This is a genomic window from Collinsella sp. An7 (assembly GCF_002159335.1).
Taxonomy (GTDB): domain Bacteria; phylum Actinomycetota; class Coriobacteriia; order Coriobacteriales; family Coriobacteriaceae; genus Coprousia.
Genome location: NZ_NFHP01000002.1, coordinates 244265 through 259399 on the forward strand (window position 1 = coordinate 244265; position 15135 = coordinate 259399).

Here is a 15135-nt window from a genome sequence, read left to right on the forward strand (position 1 = left end):
CCTTCCCCCGTTTCATTATGACGGCTTGGCGGCGGCAGGGCGAGCGGATGGGGGTATTTTAAGCCGGCGTTAAGGAGCAGCCACGAAAGACCCATGGCGAGGAGGGCGTGCGACGGTAGCGATGCGGGCAAGTGTGACGATCAGGGCGGAGCGGACCGGCGAGGCGGGTAGGCCTGCTCTGCCGTACCCGGTTCCATCTCGTAGAACGAATCGGTCAAAAATGGGGCATTTTCTGACGGATTCATTCAACTAGAAGGAATGAGACAGAAGGGATCGGCCGGCGCGGAGTCCATCAGAAGGAATCGGACACGGCGGGACGGGAGGAATCGAACAGAGCGCATCGAGCAAGGATACTTTGATGAGCGGTTCCCTAGACTCGCGCGGCCCGGGCGCACGTCGCGCGCACCCAGTCCGCGCCCGAGCCGCACCTACATCGCGGCCGATGCCGCCCCAGACTCGGCAGTAGCTTCGGCGGTGCTCCCGGGCTCACCCTCTGCATCACCGGCCACGCCGGCCAGCCTCTCAGCGGCTGAGATGCCCTCGGGCGTGGCCAGAAGACCGAGCACGTCGCCCGGGCGCAGCAGCTCGTCGGGCGCCATCACGAGCGTCACGTCGCCGCCGCGGCGGCGCGCCACCACCTGCGCCCCGGTGCGCACGCGCAGGTCGCTCTCCGCAAGGGTCCGACCGGCCAGCTCGCTGTCCTCCTCCACAGGCACCCAGTGCAGCTCGAGCTCATGCAACGAGGCGACGAGCCGCTCCAGGGCGAGACGCCGCTTGAGCGGCACGCGGGCGGCAAGCGCCTCGTAGCCGCTCGCGCGCAGGTCGTTGGCATAATCCTGGATCTGCTGCGGGCGGTACCCCAGTCGCAGGAGCGCGTGGCGCATCAGCTCGATCCCGCCCTCCAGCTCGGGGCGCACCACGTCGCTCGCGCCGAGCCGCACGAGCTCCGCCACGCAGTCGTCGCTGTCGGCGCGCGCCACCACGACAAGCTCCGGCGCCAGCTCGCGGGCGGCGCGCACGATGAGCTCGGCCGCCGCCTCCTGGTCGATTGCCACCACCAGCAGGCGCGCCCGGTCGAGGTGCGCGTGCTCGAGGATGCTGGAGTTGGCAGCGTCGCCCTGGAGCACCATGAGTCCCGCCGCATCCGCCTCGTCGGCCGCATCGATATCGCGCTCCACCACCAGGCACGGAATCTCCAGCTGCGCGAGCACCTCGGTCACGCACTGCCCCGCCTGTCCGTATCCCACCACAACCACGTGGTCGGCCAGGGTCTCTGCCGGCGGCGCAAAGCTCGGCACGTGGCGCTCGTACAGTCCCGCGAGCCGCGGATGAGCGCTAATCCAGCTCTCGAGCGGGTCGATGATCATAAAGGTAAACGAGTTGAGCGCAATCGACACCACTGCGCCACCGAGGATGAGGCTGTACTCGTCGGGCGTGAGCACGCCGAGCGCGATACCCGTCTGCCCAATGATGAACGAGAACTCGCCGATTTGCGAAAGACCCGACGCCACCGTGAGCGTGGTGTGCAGCCCCGCCGAGAGCACCATGCCGAGTACCATGTTGATGGCCCACTTGCCCGCTATGATGAGCGCCACGAGCGCGATGAGCTCGGACAGGTGCGCCGCGAGCGTGGCGGGGTTGACCATCATGCCCACCGAGGCAAAGAAGATGATCGAGAAGAGGTCTTTAAAGGGAATGGCCTCGGCTGCCACGCGGTGACTGAGCTTGGAGCCGCTCACCACCACACCGGCGAGGAACGCCCCGAGCGCCACCGACAGGTCGAAGAAGACCGAGGCGACCATGGCCGTGCCGAGCGCGATGACCACCACCGCCAACTGGAAGAGCTCCGAGGGGCAGAAGCGCGCGATCCGGCCGAGGAGCCACGGCAGCACCCGCGAACCCACCACGAGCATAAGCGCCACGAAGGCGACGGTCTTGACGAGCGCCTCCGCGAGCCCGAGGGCGAGCTCCGCGCCCGAAATCTCGCCCGGGCCGAAGATGACGGGGAGCACCACGAGGATCACGACCGTCGCAAGATCCTCGACGATGAGCCAGCCCGTGGCGATCTTGCCGCCGCGGCTCTGGTAGAGACCGGCGTCGGTGAGGTTCTTGATGAGCACCACCGTTGAGGCGATGCTCACCGAGAGCCCGAGCATGATGCCCGCCTCGGGCGTCCAGCCGAACGCCATGGCGAGCGCATAGCCCGCAAGCGTGCCGGCGGCGATCTGCAGGATGGCGCCGGGGATGGCGATGCCCTTGACCTCAAAGAGGTCCTTGAGCGAGAAGTGCAGGCCGGTGCTGAACATCATGAACATGACGCCGACCTCGGACAGCTGGTTCATGGCGTCGGAATCGCCGATGAAACCGGGGGTGAAGGGGCTCACCACCAACCCGCCGATAAGATAGCCCACGATGGGCGGCAGGCGGAGCGCACGCGCCACGATGCCGCCGGCAAACGCGGCGACGAGCGCGAAGACAAAGGTCATGAGCAGGATGGTCTCTCCGTGCATAGCTTCCTTTCATGAGGGATCGAGGGGCGGGGGCGTGTGTGCGGTCGGGCGGTTGGGGCAAGCAGGCCGACCGGAGTCGGATGCGGGCAGGCAGATCGAGCCGCAAAGCGATGTCGGGCACGAGATGCGCCGTCGGCAAAGGACATCGCACACGCGTACAGAAACGGCCGACCTTCCCGATACGAAGGCCGGCCGATCAGACGCACGCATCAAAAGTGTTTTTGTTTATACCCCGCAAGGTACCAAACTATACCGATGCATGGCACTATACCTGCGGATTTTCTGATAGCGCATCGACACGCGGACGCAGGTGCGCCTCAGGAGACCCCGACAACGCCGCTCGCTCGCAACGGCCCTACCCCTGCAGATAGGAGAGAAGCTCGGGGAGCGCCTGTTCCGCATCGGCGCGACCGCGCTGGTAAACCACCTCAAGAATGGCCGGGTCGCGCACGATTCCCGGCGTCTTGACCGACGCGCTCGGCCGAATGACGAAGAGCTCGCCGGCACGCTCGAGGGAGGCGATCTTGTCCAGCGTCTCGTTGTAGCGGAGGTGACGATCGGCAAGGCACTCCGCAAACCGCGGATAGCGGCGAAACCATACGCGCAGGAGCGGCATGAGGCTGTTGGGGTCCTTGCGATAGCCCGCGGGCTGCGTGAGCACGGCGACCGTCTTGGAGAGCCCCTGGGCGCGCGCCCACGCCACGGGGATGGAATCGGCCACGCCGCCGTCGAGCAGCAGGCGCCCATCGAGCTCGACCGGACGTGACAGCACCGGAATCGACGCCGACGAGCGGATCCATTCGATGATCTCGTCGCCCGTGCCGTCTAGCTCGTGATACACCGCCTCCCCCGTGGCAAGGTCGGTCGACACGGAGAAGAAGCGCATGGGGTTGGCGCGAAACGCATCAAGGTCGAAGGGGTCGAGCGTCCACGGCAGCTCGCCGTAGGCAAAGTCGCGGCTGTAAAGGTCGCCGGTGGTGATGAGGTTGCGCAGGCTCGCGTAGCGGTGGTCCGCGCAGTACCGCTCGTTGTAGCGGCGCGGACGGCCGATCTGCAGCGACTTGAAGTTGCACCCAAACGTCACCCCGGCGCTCACGCCCACGGCGAGACCGGCCGTGACGCCGTGCTCCATGAGCACGTCGATGACGCCGGCGGTGAAGAGCCCGCGCATGCCCCCGCCCTCGAAGACGAAGGCGGCATCCGCGCCGATGACGGGCTCTGGCGCGGGGGTCTCGACGATCGGCTCGCCCACGGGAAAACGCACGCCGGGAACGGTTCGCGGGATGCGAGGGGCTTGGGTGTGGGTCGCTTGGGTGCGAGGGGCTTGGGTGTGGGTCGCTTGGGTGCGGGCGGCTGGGGTTGCGTTGCGCGCGGACATGGTCTCCTCCTTGACGCAGATGGAGGGTAGTATACCGCTGCTCGTCTCCGCCGTATGACAATGTACCTGTCACCATTGTCATACGGCGGGGCCTGGGTTCACGAGCGGGTTCATTGCGCGGGGTTTTGCCGCCAACTCCGGGCAAAACCCGCTGCAATGAACCCGGCAATGAATGCACTTGTGAACCAGCAGGTAGAGGAGTTAACGCATCTGCCCGCGTCCACCCACCGCCCGGCGCCGGCGCCGCCGCCCGGTACCAGCCACCCGCCCAGCACCAGCCCCCGTCACTCGGCGCCGGCCACCCGCCACATGCCCCTACCGCACAAGACCGCGCTCGCACACGCGGCAGGTAAGCAGATAGTAGAGCGCAAAGACCGCCGCCGTGGCGCCCACCGTTCCTGCGACGATGGGGACGAAACCCGCCGACTCCGCCATGAGGGCGAGCGCACCGATGAGCACGAACCCGAAGACGCAATGCGCGCACGCCATGGCGAAGGGTGCCGCAAAGCTCACCCCGACCTGCCGGCGGAGCGATCCCGCGGCCAGGCGGCGCGGAGCCCCGAGCCGGTGCAGCGCGCGGTACGCGGCGTGCGCGTCCGCCGCTTGCGACAGCTGCTGCAGCGCAAGCACCGCCGCCGCGGCCACCAGAAACGCCGCCCCGTAGAACACGCACGCGTAGGCGATGGGCGCCATGCCGTCGGCGCTCATGGCAAATTCGCTCGCACTCGCCCGGAGCCCCACGCTAAAGACGAGCCCCGCCACCACCATGCACAGACCGGCCGCGATGAGCACGCATTCGGCCGCCAGCGCCGCGCAGCCGCTCTCGACGCGTGCCTCAACCTGCCGCACGGTAAAGGGGGTGAGCCCGGCGTAGTAGCGCTCGGGCCGGCGGGTACGCAGGCGCTCCGGCAGACGGCGAGCGAGCACGCGGAAAAGCAGGTAGGTTCCTCCTAGGGCGATAAAGCCCATGGGCACGATGAACACGATGAAGCCCCCCGGGTTGAGAAGGCACGTCCCCCACACGAGTGCAAGCAAAAGCGCCGCGGCGACCGTCTGCGCCCGCAGCTGCCCCCGCCCCGCCAAGCGCGGCCGCTCCGGTGTGCGCTCGGTCTGCATGAGCTCGAGAAGCGTCCTGCGCCGGATGCTCCGCACGGCAAGCAGCGCCGCCACCACGGTGATGACGGCAAAGGAGCAGACGCACTGCACCGTGGCTTCGGGCGAGAACGTTGCCACCGGGTGCCACGACACGCCGAAGACAAACGCCGCAACGAGCCCAAAGACGGGAGACAGCGCCGCGCCGAGCGCTATGCCCGCCACCAAGGCGAGCACCCCCATGAGCCCGCTCTCGAGCGCAAGTACCATCGAGACGTGCCCCGGCCCCATGCCGAGCAGCGTGTAGAGGCCAAACTCCCGCGTGCGCCGCCGCACCAGAAAAACGTTGGCGTAGCCGAGCAGGAAGACGAAGATCACGTCGATAAAGACCGAAAAGGCACCGAGGATCTCGCGCGCCTTATGGAAGTAGAGCCGTTGCGCCTCGGTAAGATCGAGCGCGAGCAGGTAATCCGTCGAGGCGAGAAACGAGTAGAGCAAACACGCCGCGAAGGCGAGCGTGAGCGCGTAGACGGAAAAATCGCGCGCGGAGCGGCGAACGTTGCCGACGGCAAGCTTGAGAAGCATGGCACCTCCTGAGCGAATAGGACGGGGCTGAGCGGCCACCCTATCCTCCCACACGCCGGTTACCCCACCCTTACCGTTGGCGAACACTTTTGTAAGGCGTTTCGCGGCATCGACGCGAGGGCAAAACGAGGGCAGCCTCCCCACCTTCCGCGGTGAGGCACAAGACGTAGTACCTTGTCTTTTTCGCAGGTCAGAGGTCTTGTCAAGACCATTTGACAGCCGCGAACGCCCTCCGCGAACCTCGTGTCGGGTCCTTTTGATGGTACGATGCCCACCGGCATGGCACGCTCCCATCTGACAGGGTCGCGCCGAGACGCAGAAAGGAGACGGGCATGGAGATCGGCAAGCGCATCCGCGAGCACCGCGCGGAACTCGGACTCTCGCAGGACGATCTGGCGGCGCGCGTGTACGTAAGCCGCCAGACGATCAGCTCGTGGGAGAACGACAAAACCTACCCCGACGTCCAGAGCCTGCTCATCCTCTCCGACGTCTTCGGCGCGACCGTAGACAGCCTCATCAAAGGAGATGTGGAGACCATGACTGAAACCATCGACCGCGACGCTCGTCTCTTGATGCGCCTGGGCTACGCGATGCTCAGCTTTCTGCTGCTCATGGTGGCGACGCTCGTGTGGCTTGCCATCCAGAGCAGCGCATGGGACTGGCCGCTCGACCAGTGCCTGCCCACATTTGTGCTCGCGCTCGTGCTCTGGGGTATCGCCATGGCAGCGGCGGTGTGGGCCGAGCGCATCAAGAAGGAGCACGACCTCATTACCTACCGCGAGATCCTGGCGTTCTCAAAGGGCGAGAACGTTGACCGCGACACACCGCGCGGCCGCCGCGAGCGAATCATCCCGCGCTGGATGAAAATCGTGCGCACCGTAGGCTGGACACTCATCGCGGCAGCCGTTGGGGCGTTTGTGGGCTACCACGGAGCAGCCCTCGTAGACGTGCTGCTCGGTTAGCCAGGCACGCCGTATGACAGCGGTGACAGGTCATTTTGTCGTATGACAAAAGAACCTGTCACCGCTGTCATACGGCGATGCGTCTCCGGTCGCGCGCGTCTTGGGTATACCATGGGGTAGCCGACCGAACGGAGTCCCGAATGGAGCAGTTCTTCAACAGCATCCTCGCCCTTCTGCCCGCGGGGTGGATGCGCCTCGCCGCCTGGTTCTGCATCGTGCTCATCGCCACGATCGCGGCGTCGCGCCTCGCCACCAGCGGCCTCAGGCGCTCGCTCAACAGCGACATCAACCCGCTCCCCTACACCTCGATCATCGTGAACATCGTGCGCGGCGCCATCTGGCTCATCGGCGGCAGCATCATCCTCGACACGGTCTTTGGCTTTGACGTATCGAGCATTATCACCGCCCTCGGCGTCGGCGGTATCGCGATCTCGCTCGGCCTGCAAGACACCCTCTCCAACCTCATCGGCGGGCTGCAGCTCACCTTTATGCACGTCATCTCCCCCGGCGACCACATCCGCGTGGGCAGCGACCAGGGCGTGGTCAAAGACGTCGGTCTGCGCCACACCACCATCCAGAACGCCTCGGGGCAGATCGTCATCATCCCCAACTCGGTGCTCTCCAAAACCTCGCTCGTGCAGATGCCGCCGGCCAACGTGGTCTCGGTGCCGTTTGCCGTGACTACGGGCGCCGCCCCCCTCGACGAGGACGCCGCGCAGATTGCCGAGGCCGCCACGAAAGCCGTGGCCAAGGTCTCGAAGGTTATCTCGGACCCGCCGTGCCTCGTGCGCTTTACCGAGATCACCGAGTACAGCTTTAAGGGAACGGCGACCCTCAAGGTCGAGGACCCCGACCTGGTGAGCGCCGCGCTCGACGCCGCCGTGCGGGCCATCGCGCCGTTCACGCGGTAGCTCCGCGGCAGAAGTCCTGTACCCGTAACCCCGCAGCGGCAACCCCGTGCACCCGCCCGCGGGTCAATCGGGCATAATCGGGTACAAACCTCAGCAATGTGCCGCGCTGCCCGCGGGCGTACGGGACGCCGGGCCGCCCCCGGCCAAGCGTCACCCCTAACAGCGCCCCGCCCGCAGCCGCCTCGCACACCAGCCCACCACCGAGAGGAGTCCTCATGCCCGTTATCAAGACCACCACGTCCGTCGCCATCCCCGAGGAGGCGCGCGTTGAGCTCAAGACCGCGTTTGGCCAGGCCATCAGCGCTATCCCCGGCAAGTCCGAGGGCTGGCTCATGTGCGTCTTTACCGACGAGACGCCCATCTACTTTGCCGGGGACGATTCCCAACCGAGCGCGCTCATCGAGGTGGGCGTCTTTGCGCGGAGCGAGGTGCCGGCAGACGCGTGGACGGCGCTTGTTGAGGCCATCACCCCCGCCGTCGCCGAGGTGCTCGGCATCGACCCGGCCCGCATCTACGTAAGCTGCAGCTCAACCCCCAACTTTGGCTGGAACGGCACCACGTTCTAGCGCGTCCCCGTCCCCGCACCGTCCGTAACCCCGAGGAGCACCATGTCCCCCACCTGCCCGGAAGCTCGCCCGCAAACCCCCGCCACACCTACCGACCTGCCCGCGTCCAACGCCTTTGAGTACCCCTGCCAGGTGCGCTACAGCGAGGTGGGACATCGTGGCCTCATGACGCTGCCGGCGATCATCAACGCCTTCCAGGACTGCAGCATCTTTCAGTCCGAGATGCTCGGCCTCGGGGCGGCATGGCTCAAGCACGAGGCGCGCGCCTGGGTGCTCGTTCACTGGCAGATTGTGGTCGACCGCTACCCGTCGCTCTGCGAGCCCATCGCGGTGGGGACCTTTGCCACGAGCTTTCGCGGAGTCCAGGGCATGCGCAGCTTCTACCTGCGCGACGAGTCGGGCCGGCTCATTGTGCGCGGCAACTCCGCCTGGGCCTTTATGGACCTCGACCGCGGGCGGCCCACTCGCCCCAGCGCCGACCACGTTGAGCCCTACGGTACCGCCGAGCCCTTTGAGCTGCCGGCCGAGAGCCGCCACATCCCCGTGCCCGAGCAGCTGGAGCCCGGCACGCCCCTGACCGTGGGGCCGAGCCTCATAGACACCAACGAGCACGTCAACAACTGCCACTATGTGCAGATGGCGCTCGAGCAGCTGCCGCTCGAGCGCATCCCGGGCGCGGTGCGCGAGCGTGGCGTGCGCGAGGTGCGGGTGGATTACCGACGAGCCGCCGTGCTGGGAGACGTCATCGTGCCGTGCGTGGCGATTGAGCCCGAGCGGGTGGTAACGTCGCTCGCCGACGAGAACGGCGCACCCTACGCCGTGGTTGAGCTGCGATAAGCGAGCATCCGGGGGTGAGAATCCGGGGGTGAGAATCCGGGGGTGAGAATCCGGGGGTGAGAATCCGGGGACGGGTGCGTTTTTCTCACTTTTGAGAAAAACGCACCCGTCCCCGGATTCTCACTCCTTGATCTTCACGCCGAGCATCCCCACCAAGTCGACCGCCTGCTCGGGGTCGATGATGCAGCCGCGGAGCTCGTGGAAGTCACTCGAGAGCACCAGACCCGCGATCTCGCAGGTCGAAAGGTCGATCCCGGCAAGGCGCGTGCGGAAGAACTCGGCGCGCGTGAGGTCGCAGTCCGCAAAACGCGCATCGCTCAGGTTCGACGCGTGCCACGAGCTCTCGGCCAGCACGGTAAACGAGGCGCGCAGGCCCTTGATCGTTGCCTCGGAAAAGTCGGCGTAGCGCAGCTGGCAATCGCTCAGCGACACGCCGGTGAGTCGGCTTTTTAGAACGGAGAGTCCCGGTGCCGAGCAACCGCAAAAATCAACGCGGTTCAACCAGCAGCGGCTCATGGCACAGGTGATAAAACGGCATCCGATGAACCGAACATTGGCGAAGGTGCTCCGCGAGAAGTCGACGTCCTCAAAGGTGCAATCGTGAAAGACGAGCTCCTCAAAGGTCGTGTCGCCCGCATCGACCCCCGCAAGCTCCAGACCCGAGAACGAGCTCATCGAGACAGTCTCGTCGCCCGCCGCGAGCGTGTACAGCAGCTCATCGCGCGTGATGTGCGCACCGATGGCCTCGCTCACCTGGGCATAGGTCGTGGCTTTGCGCTTCATCCGGCACCCTCCTGCCGCTAGGCGAGCTTGCGCTCGCGACGGAACAGCTGCTCAACCGCCTCGCCAGCTTCCTCCGGCATGACGAACGCCTCGCCGAGTGCGGCGGGCGCCCCATACTTGCCATGATAGTCGCTACCGCCCGTTACGAAGAGCCCGTAGCGCGCCGCCGCCTCAAAGGCGAGCTCCTCATCAACCGCGCCATGGTCGGGATGGTACGCCTCGATGCCGAGCAACCCGGCTTGCACGAGCTCGGGCAGCGACACCCACGAGTTCATCTGGCCGGGATGCGCAAGCACGGGCACGCCGCCCTGCTCGCGAACGGCACGCACGGCGTCAGCCGCCGCGGGATAGCGGATATCGTGGTTGGCCGGACTCTCGCCCTTAAACTGGCACTGATAGAAGAACTGGTAATCGGGGTCCTCGTGATGCCGGTGCGTGAGCGACTCCATAACGTGCTGCTTGTAGACGCCGAGGCTCTGCCCCGCCGTCTCCACCACGTTGTCGAGCGAGATGTAACGCCCCGAGAACTCCGCCCCGCGGCGTTTGAGCACCCACGCCTGCCACAGCGTGTTGGCCGTGCGCTGGTAGAGTGTATCGTTAACGAGGCGCTCGAGCGGGCCCGACCCGTCCGACGTGGCCTCGAGACCAAACGCGAGGATGTGGACGTTGCGACCGGTGACGTAGTCGCGTGCCGAGACCTCGGTGCCCGCGAGCACCGGGAAGTTGAGCCGACGGGCGCAAGCGCGCACGGCACTGAGTTGGCGCAGGCTATCGTGGTCGGTGATGGCAAGACGCTCCAAGCCGGCCTCGAGCGCCTCGGCGATGAGCTCCTCGGGCGTGCAGGAACCGTCGGAGAAGACGGAGTGGCTGTGTAGGTCCCACGCGCCCGCAACCGTGCGAAACGCCGCCCGCCGCGGCGTAGGAGCGGGAAGGGATGCGCGAGCGGCTGCGGAGGGAAGTGCGGCGGTGCGGTCGGGCACTGTGACGCGCGAGGCACCGGGCGCGACGGTGGCCGCGGCGCGGCCGGCCGGCGCGGACGTATCGCGTTTTGAGGCGGCTTGCGCCGGGGTCGAGCTCAGCGTGCTGCCGGATGCTCGGCCTACCGGGGCCTCCGTCGCGGTGCGCGCATCGGCGGGAGTGGGCAGCCTCTTGATGGCGTCGGACTCAGTAGCCCGTTGTGCCCGGTGCTTGCCGGATGTGCCAGCCATTGCCGCCTTCTCAGGCTTGCCCGATGCGGTGCGCTCTGTGCGCCCAGCACACTCGGCATGCTTAGCGTGCTTGCCGTGCTTCTTGCGCTTTGCCGGCTTGGCCTCCGGGTTAGACGCCGCATCGGGCGCACCGTCGCTCCCAGCAAACCATCGCCCGTCCAGCAATGCATCGAAACGCTCGGCCGGGCTCAACGCCTTGCGCTCGACAGCCTTCCGCTCTTTCTTGCGCGCCTTCTCCTGCTTCTTGCGCTTCTTGCCCATGGCGCCTCCTCACCCACGTTTGCAACCATGGTACCCCGGCGTACGGACACCAAGCTCCGACAGCTCACGTGGAGTAGCGGGAAAGCGCGGCTTGAAGCTCGCATGATGACCCCGCAGCCCGCAGCAAACGCAGAGGCCAAACTATCCAAAGAGCCGGCAGGCGTTCTCCCAAGCGGCACGGGCAATCTCCGCGGCACCTTCACCCGTGCGCCCCGCACGGTCTCGGCAGAGGGCATCGGCGGTGAAAGCGATCATGGCCGGCTCGCACTCCAGCCCGCGGATGGGCTCGGGCGCCATGTAGGGGCAGTCCGTCTCAAAGAGGATGCGGTCGAGCGGGCATGCGGCAAAGGCCTCGCGGATGTGCTCGTTGCGCTTGAAGGTCGCCGCGCCGCCAAAGGCGATATGGCAGCCCAGCTCGAGAAAGCGCTCCATAGTCGGGCGGTCCTCGCCAAAGCAGTGGAGCACACATCCCGCCGCCGGCACGCCCACCTCGACGAGCACGCGCCGCGCGTCGGCATGGGCCTCGCGGCGCTCGTCGGCATCGTCGTTGCGCAGGTGCAGCTCAACGGGGACGTTGCGCGTCACGGCAAGCTCGAGCTGACGGGCCATGACCTCAATCTGCACGTCGTGCGGCGCTGCCTCGATCTGATCGTCCGCGTCAAAGTGGTAGTCGAGCCCGATCTCGCCAATGCCCGTGCACCGCGAATCGTTGAGCGCGGCCTCGAGCACCGCATGGGTGGCGTCGGTGTAATCGGGCGCGCCATAGGGGTGCACACCCACGAGATAGCGGACGTGATCGATGAGGTCGAGCGCACCTGCTGCTACCGTGGCCGGCGCAGTCGCCGCATTCGACATCGGCGACGCCGTAGCTGGCGCCGTCACCGTAGCGCCACTGCCCAGACCTGCCGCAAGCGCGCGCTCGGCATCACCCGCAGTAGGCGCACCAGCACACACATCCGCCCCCGCAAGCGCACGGGCAGCGTCGAGCCATACCGCAAGCTGCTCTTGGTAGGCGGCAAGGCCGTCAAAGTCGTCGCCAAGCGGGTCGTAAAGCGTCACGATGCGCCGCACACCCGCCCGCGCCGCACGCACGAGCACCTCGGCCGGGTCTTTTGTCCAAAAGCAGGTGAGGTGCGCATGGGTGTCAAAAAGCGGAGCAAGCGGGGCGGGCGCCTCGTACGTCTTCTCGCGATGCTTGACGTGCTTGGTAAAAACGAGAGGCGCCGCCAAACTTCCCGCCGGGGCCGCCGCTACAGCAGAAAGAGGCGCATCGGCAGTAGCGGTCGCACCGGGCACGCCACACACCCTGCTCATCGCGCATCCTTTGCGTCCGACGCAAACGCGCCCAGGCGGTCGAGCTCTTCGGTCAGCCGCGTAAAGTCCGCAACCGAGAGCGTCTCCGCTCGAGCGGTGGGTGCGATACCCGTGCTCTCAAAGGCGACATCGAGCAGCGCCTTGTCAAAGCCCGACGAGCTCATGGAATTGCGGATGGTCTTGCGGCGCTGGGCAAAGGCGGCGTCGATCACGCGCATGGTGCGCGCCGCCTCGGGTCCGGGTGCAGCCACGCGCTCGAGCCGCACCACCGCAGAATCCACGTGCGGGGCGGGCAAAAAGCAACGCGGCGGCACCTCAAAGCGCCCCGTGACTTCGGCAAAAAGCGCGAGCTTTGCCGTATAGCCGCCGTAGGCCTTGGTGCCCGGACGCGCCGCGATGCGGTCCGCTACCTCCTTCTGAACCATCACGACCGCACGCTCGAGCGCCGGCATCTGCTCAAAGAAGGAGAGGATGATCGTCGCCGCCACGTTGTAGGGAAGGTTTGCCACAAAGACCGTGGGCTCCCCGCCCGCCGCCTCGGCTATGGAGGCGAGCGGGACCTTGAGGGCGTCGCCCATGATGAAGCTAAAGGAGGGGTGCGCCTGGGCGTGGGCGGCGAGCACGGGCTCGAGCTCGTGGTCCATCTCGATGGAGACCACCCGGCTCGCCTCCTCCACGAGCGCGAGCGTGAGCGTGCCGATGCCCGGCCCCACCTCGAGCACGCGCTCGGAGCCCGTGAGCCCGGCAAGCGCCATGATGCGCTCGATCACATGGTTGTCGATGAGGAAGTTCTGGCCCAGACGGTGCTTGGTCGCCAGGCCAAACGCCTCGAGCAGCTCGCGCGTGGCGGCAGGACTCGCCAGCGGTGATGTGGTCATATAAGGTTCCTCTCACCTAAGATGCTGCTCGCGCAGATACCGAGGGCTGCCGCAGGGCCCCAGATTGCCCTGAACGGGGGCAGGTATGCCCCACGCGCTACGGGCGAAGGGCAAGGTGGGGCGCTACGGCAAGCCGTCAATCCACGAGACGCGGGAACAGCGGATCGCCCTTCTCCACCGGCTCACCGCCGGCCAGGCCGCCCCACACGCACGCGGCGGCAAGGTCCGTCGAAGGCTCGGTGGAAAGCGACAGGCGGCGGCGCACCTCGGCCGAGATGCACGGCATGAAGGGCTCATAGAGTTCAGCCGCAATGCGGATGACCTCGATGAGGCTCCAGATCACACGGGCGAGCTCGTCAGCCTTTTCGGGATCCTTGGCGAGCGCCCAGGGCGCGCTGTCCTCGATGTAGTGGTTCGCAGCCGAGACGATGGCGAACACCTCACCCGCAGCCGCACCGTAATCCATCTGCTCCATCGCGGCGGCATAGCGCTCAAAGACACCCGCACAGGCATCGCGCACCGGCGAGGGCGCATCAAAGTCCGCAGGGCGCACGGGCGCGCAACCGTCAAAGTACTTGACGCTCATGTTGAGCGTGCGCGACACAAGGTTGCCCCAGCTGTTGGCAAGGTCAGCATTGTAGACCTGGCGCATACGGCCCCAGCTGATGGGCGCGTCGGTGCCGTGCGCCACGTCGGTCATAAAGTAATAGCGGTAGGCCTCGACGCCCAGCAGGTCGATGACCTCCTCGGGGGCGATGGCGTTGCCGCGGCTCTTGCTCATCTTCTCGATCTTGCCCGTCTCCTCGTTACGCACCGTGAGGAAGCCGTGCACAAAGACGCGCTCGGGCAGCGGCAGCCCCGCCGCCATGAGGAGCGCCGGCCAGATCACGCAGTGGAAGCGGATGATGTCCTTGCCCACCACGTGAACCTGCGCGGGCCAGCGACGGTGGAACTCCGACTCGTCGTCCGAACCGTAGCCGAGCGCCGTGATGTAATTGATGAGCGCGTCCACCCACACGTAGGCCACGTGCTTCTCGTCAAAGGGGAAGGGCACGCCCCAGTCAAAGGTCGAGCGGCTGATGGAGAGGTCCTTGAGACCGCCCTTCACAAAACTGAGCACCTCGTTGCGACGGGTCTCGGGCTGGATAAAGTCGGGATGCGCCTCATAGAAGTCAAGAAGCGGCTGCTGGAACTCGGAAAGCTTGAAGAACCAGCTCTCCTCCTTGATGCGCTCGAGCGGACGATCGCAGTCGGGGCAGAGCGGATGCTCCGGGTCGGCCGGCTCCTCGCCGGCGGCACGGCGATCCTCCTCGTGGTGGCGGACCTGCGTGTCGGTAAAGTAGGTTTCGTCCGGACGGCAGTACCAGCCGTCGTAGGCGCCCTTGTAGATATAGCCGCGGTCGAGGAGCACCTGGAGGAACTTCTGGACGCCCGCGATGTGGCGCGGCTGGGTGGTGCGAATGAAGTCGTCGTTGGAAATCTCGAGCGTGCGCCAGAGGTCAGCGAAGGCCGGCTCCATGGAATCGCACCAGGCCTGCGGCGAGTCAAAGCCGTTCTTCTCTGCCGCCTCGGCGACCTTCTCGCCGTGCTCGTCCATGCCGGTGAGGAACTTGACGTCGCACCCGCACGCGCGGCGGAAGCGCGCCTGCACATCGGCAAGGATGGTGCAGTACGCCGTTCCGAGATGCGGCTTGGCGTTGACGTAGTAGATGGGCGTGGTGATGTAGTACGACGGCTTGGTGTGCTCCATGGCGCGGATCCTTCCTATTGCGAGCCGGCGGGCATGAGACCCGGGGCAAGGCGCTTGAGATGGGGAAGCGCCGATTACCAGCATTCGCGACCAGAGACGC

At 66.5% G+C, this 15135-nt stretch carries 12 protein-coding genes; 4 read left to right on the plus strand and 8 right to left on the minus strand.

From position 1 onward, the window contains the following. Positions 1–428 precede the first annotated feature (428 nt). From B5G20_RS03245 to B5G20_RS03255, 3 genes are all read right to left on the minus strand, one after another. A complete protein-coding gene (locus B5G20_RS03245) occupies positions 429–2510 on the minus strand; it encodes a cation:proton antiporter (protein WP_087355007.1) in 2082 nt (693 codons plus the stop codon). 355 nt (positions 2511–2865) lie between these two features. Beyond that, the gene (locus B5G20_RS03250) at positions 2866–3888 is read right to left on the minus strand and encodes a patatin family protein (RefSeq protein ID WP_087355008.1); all 1023 of its coding nucleotides are present in this window, start codon (positions 3886–3888) and stop codon (positions 2866–2868) included. Positions 3889–4203: 315 nt separating this feature from the next. After that, a complete protein-coding gene (locus B5G20_RS03255; protein ID WP_087355010.1) occupies positions 4204–5565 on the minus strand; it encodes an ABC transporter permease in 1362 nt (453 codons plus the stop codon). A gap of 332 nt (positions 5566–5897) precedes the next feature. Between B5G20_RS03255 and B5G20_RS03260 the strand changes: the two genes are divergently transcribed. The 4 genes from B5G20_RS03260 to B5G20_RS03275 all read left to right on the plus strand — a co-directional run bounded on the left by B5G20_RS03260 (position 5898) and on the right by B5G20_RS03275 (position 8841). After that, the gene (locus B5G20_RS03260) at positions 5898–6527 is read left to right on the plus strand and encodes a helix-turn-helix transcriptional regulator (RefSeq protein WP_087355012.1); all 630 of its coding nucleotides are present in this window, start codon (positions 5898–5900) and stop codon (positions 6525–6527) included. 140 nt (positions 6528–6667) lie between these two features. Continuing rightward, a complete protein-coding gene (locus B5G20_RS03265) occupies positions 6668–7438 on the plus strand; it encodes a mechanosensitive ion channel domain-containing protein (protein ID WP_087355014.1) in 771 nt (256 codons plus the stop codon). Between the two features lie 215 nt (positions 7439–7653). Next, on the plus strand, positions 7654–8004 hold the full coding sequence (locus B5G20_RS03270) for a hypothetical protein (RefSeq protein ID WP_087355016.1): 351 nt from the start codon (positions 7654–7656) through the stop codon (positions 8002–8004). Between the two features lie 42 nt (positions 8005–8046). After that, positions 8047–8841, plus strand: coding sequence for an acyl-ACP thioesterase domain-containing protein (locus B5G20_RS03275; protein ID WP_087355018.1), 795 nt, complete (start codon positions 8047–8049; stop codon positions 8839–8841). A 120-nt stretch (positions 8842–8961) separates the two neighbouring features. Here the strand turns inward: B5G20_RS03275 and B5G20_RS03280 are convergent, their stop codons facing one another. From B5G20_RS03280 to metG, 5 genes are all read right to left on the minus strand, one after another. Further along, positions 8962–9624 (minus strand): pentapeptide repeat-containing protein, encoded by a 663-nt coding sequence (locus B5G20_RS03280; RefSeq protein ID WP_087355020.1) that lies wholly within the window; start codon positions 9622–9624, stop codon positions 8962–8964. Between the two features lie 17 nt (positions 9625–9641). Then, positions 9642–11093, minus strand: coding sequence for a PHP domain-containing protein (locus B5G20_RS03285; RefSeq protein ID WP_239286845.1), 1452 nt, complete (start codon positions 11091–11093; stop codon positions 9642–9644). Between the two features lie 141 nt (positions 11094–11234). Further along, positions 11235–12407 carry a TatD family hydrolase gene (locus B5G20_RS03290; RefSeq protein WP_087355022.1) on the minus strand — a complete coding sequence of 391 codons (1173 nt, stop codon included), beginning with the start codon at positions 12405–12407 and terminating at the stop codon, positions 11235–11237. Next, the gene (rsmA, locus tag B5G20_RS03295) at positions 12404–13285 is read right to left on the minus strand and encodes a 16S rRNA (adenine(1518)-N(6)/adenine(1519)-N(6))-dimethyltransferase RsmA (protein WP_087355024.1); all 882 of its coding nucleotides are present in this window, start codon (positions 13283–13285) and stop codon (positions 12404–12406) included. Before rsmA ends, B5G20_RS03290 begins: the two co-directional genes overlap by 4 nt. Before the next feature lie 136 nt (positions 13286–13421). Next, positions 13422–15035 carry a methionine--tRNA ligase gene (gene metG, locus B5G20_RS03300; protein ID WP_087355026.1) on the minus strand — a complete coding sequence of 538 codons (1614 nt, stop codon included), beginning with the start codon at positions 15033–15035 and terminating at the stop codon, positions 13422–13424. Positions 15036–15135 lie beyond the last annotated feature (100 nt).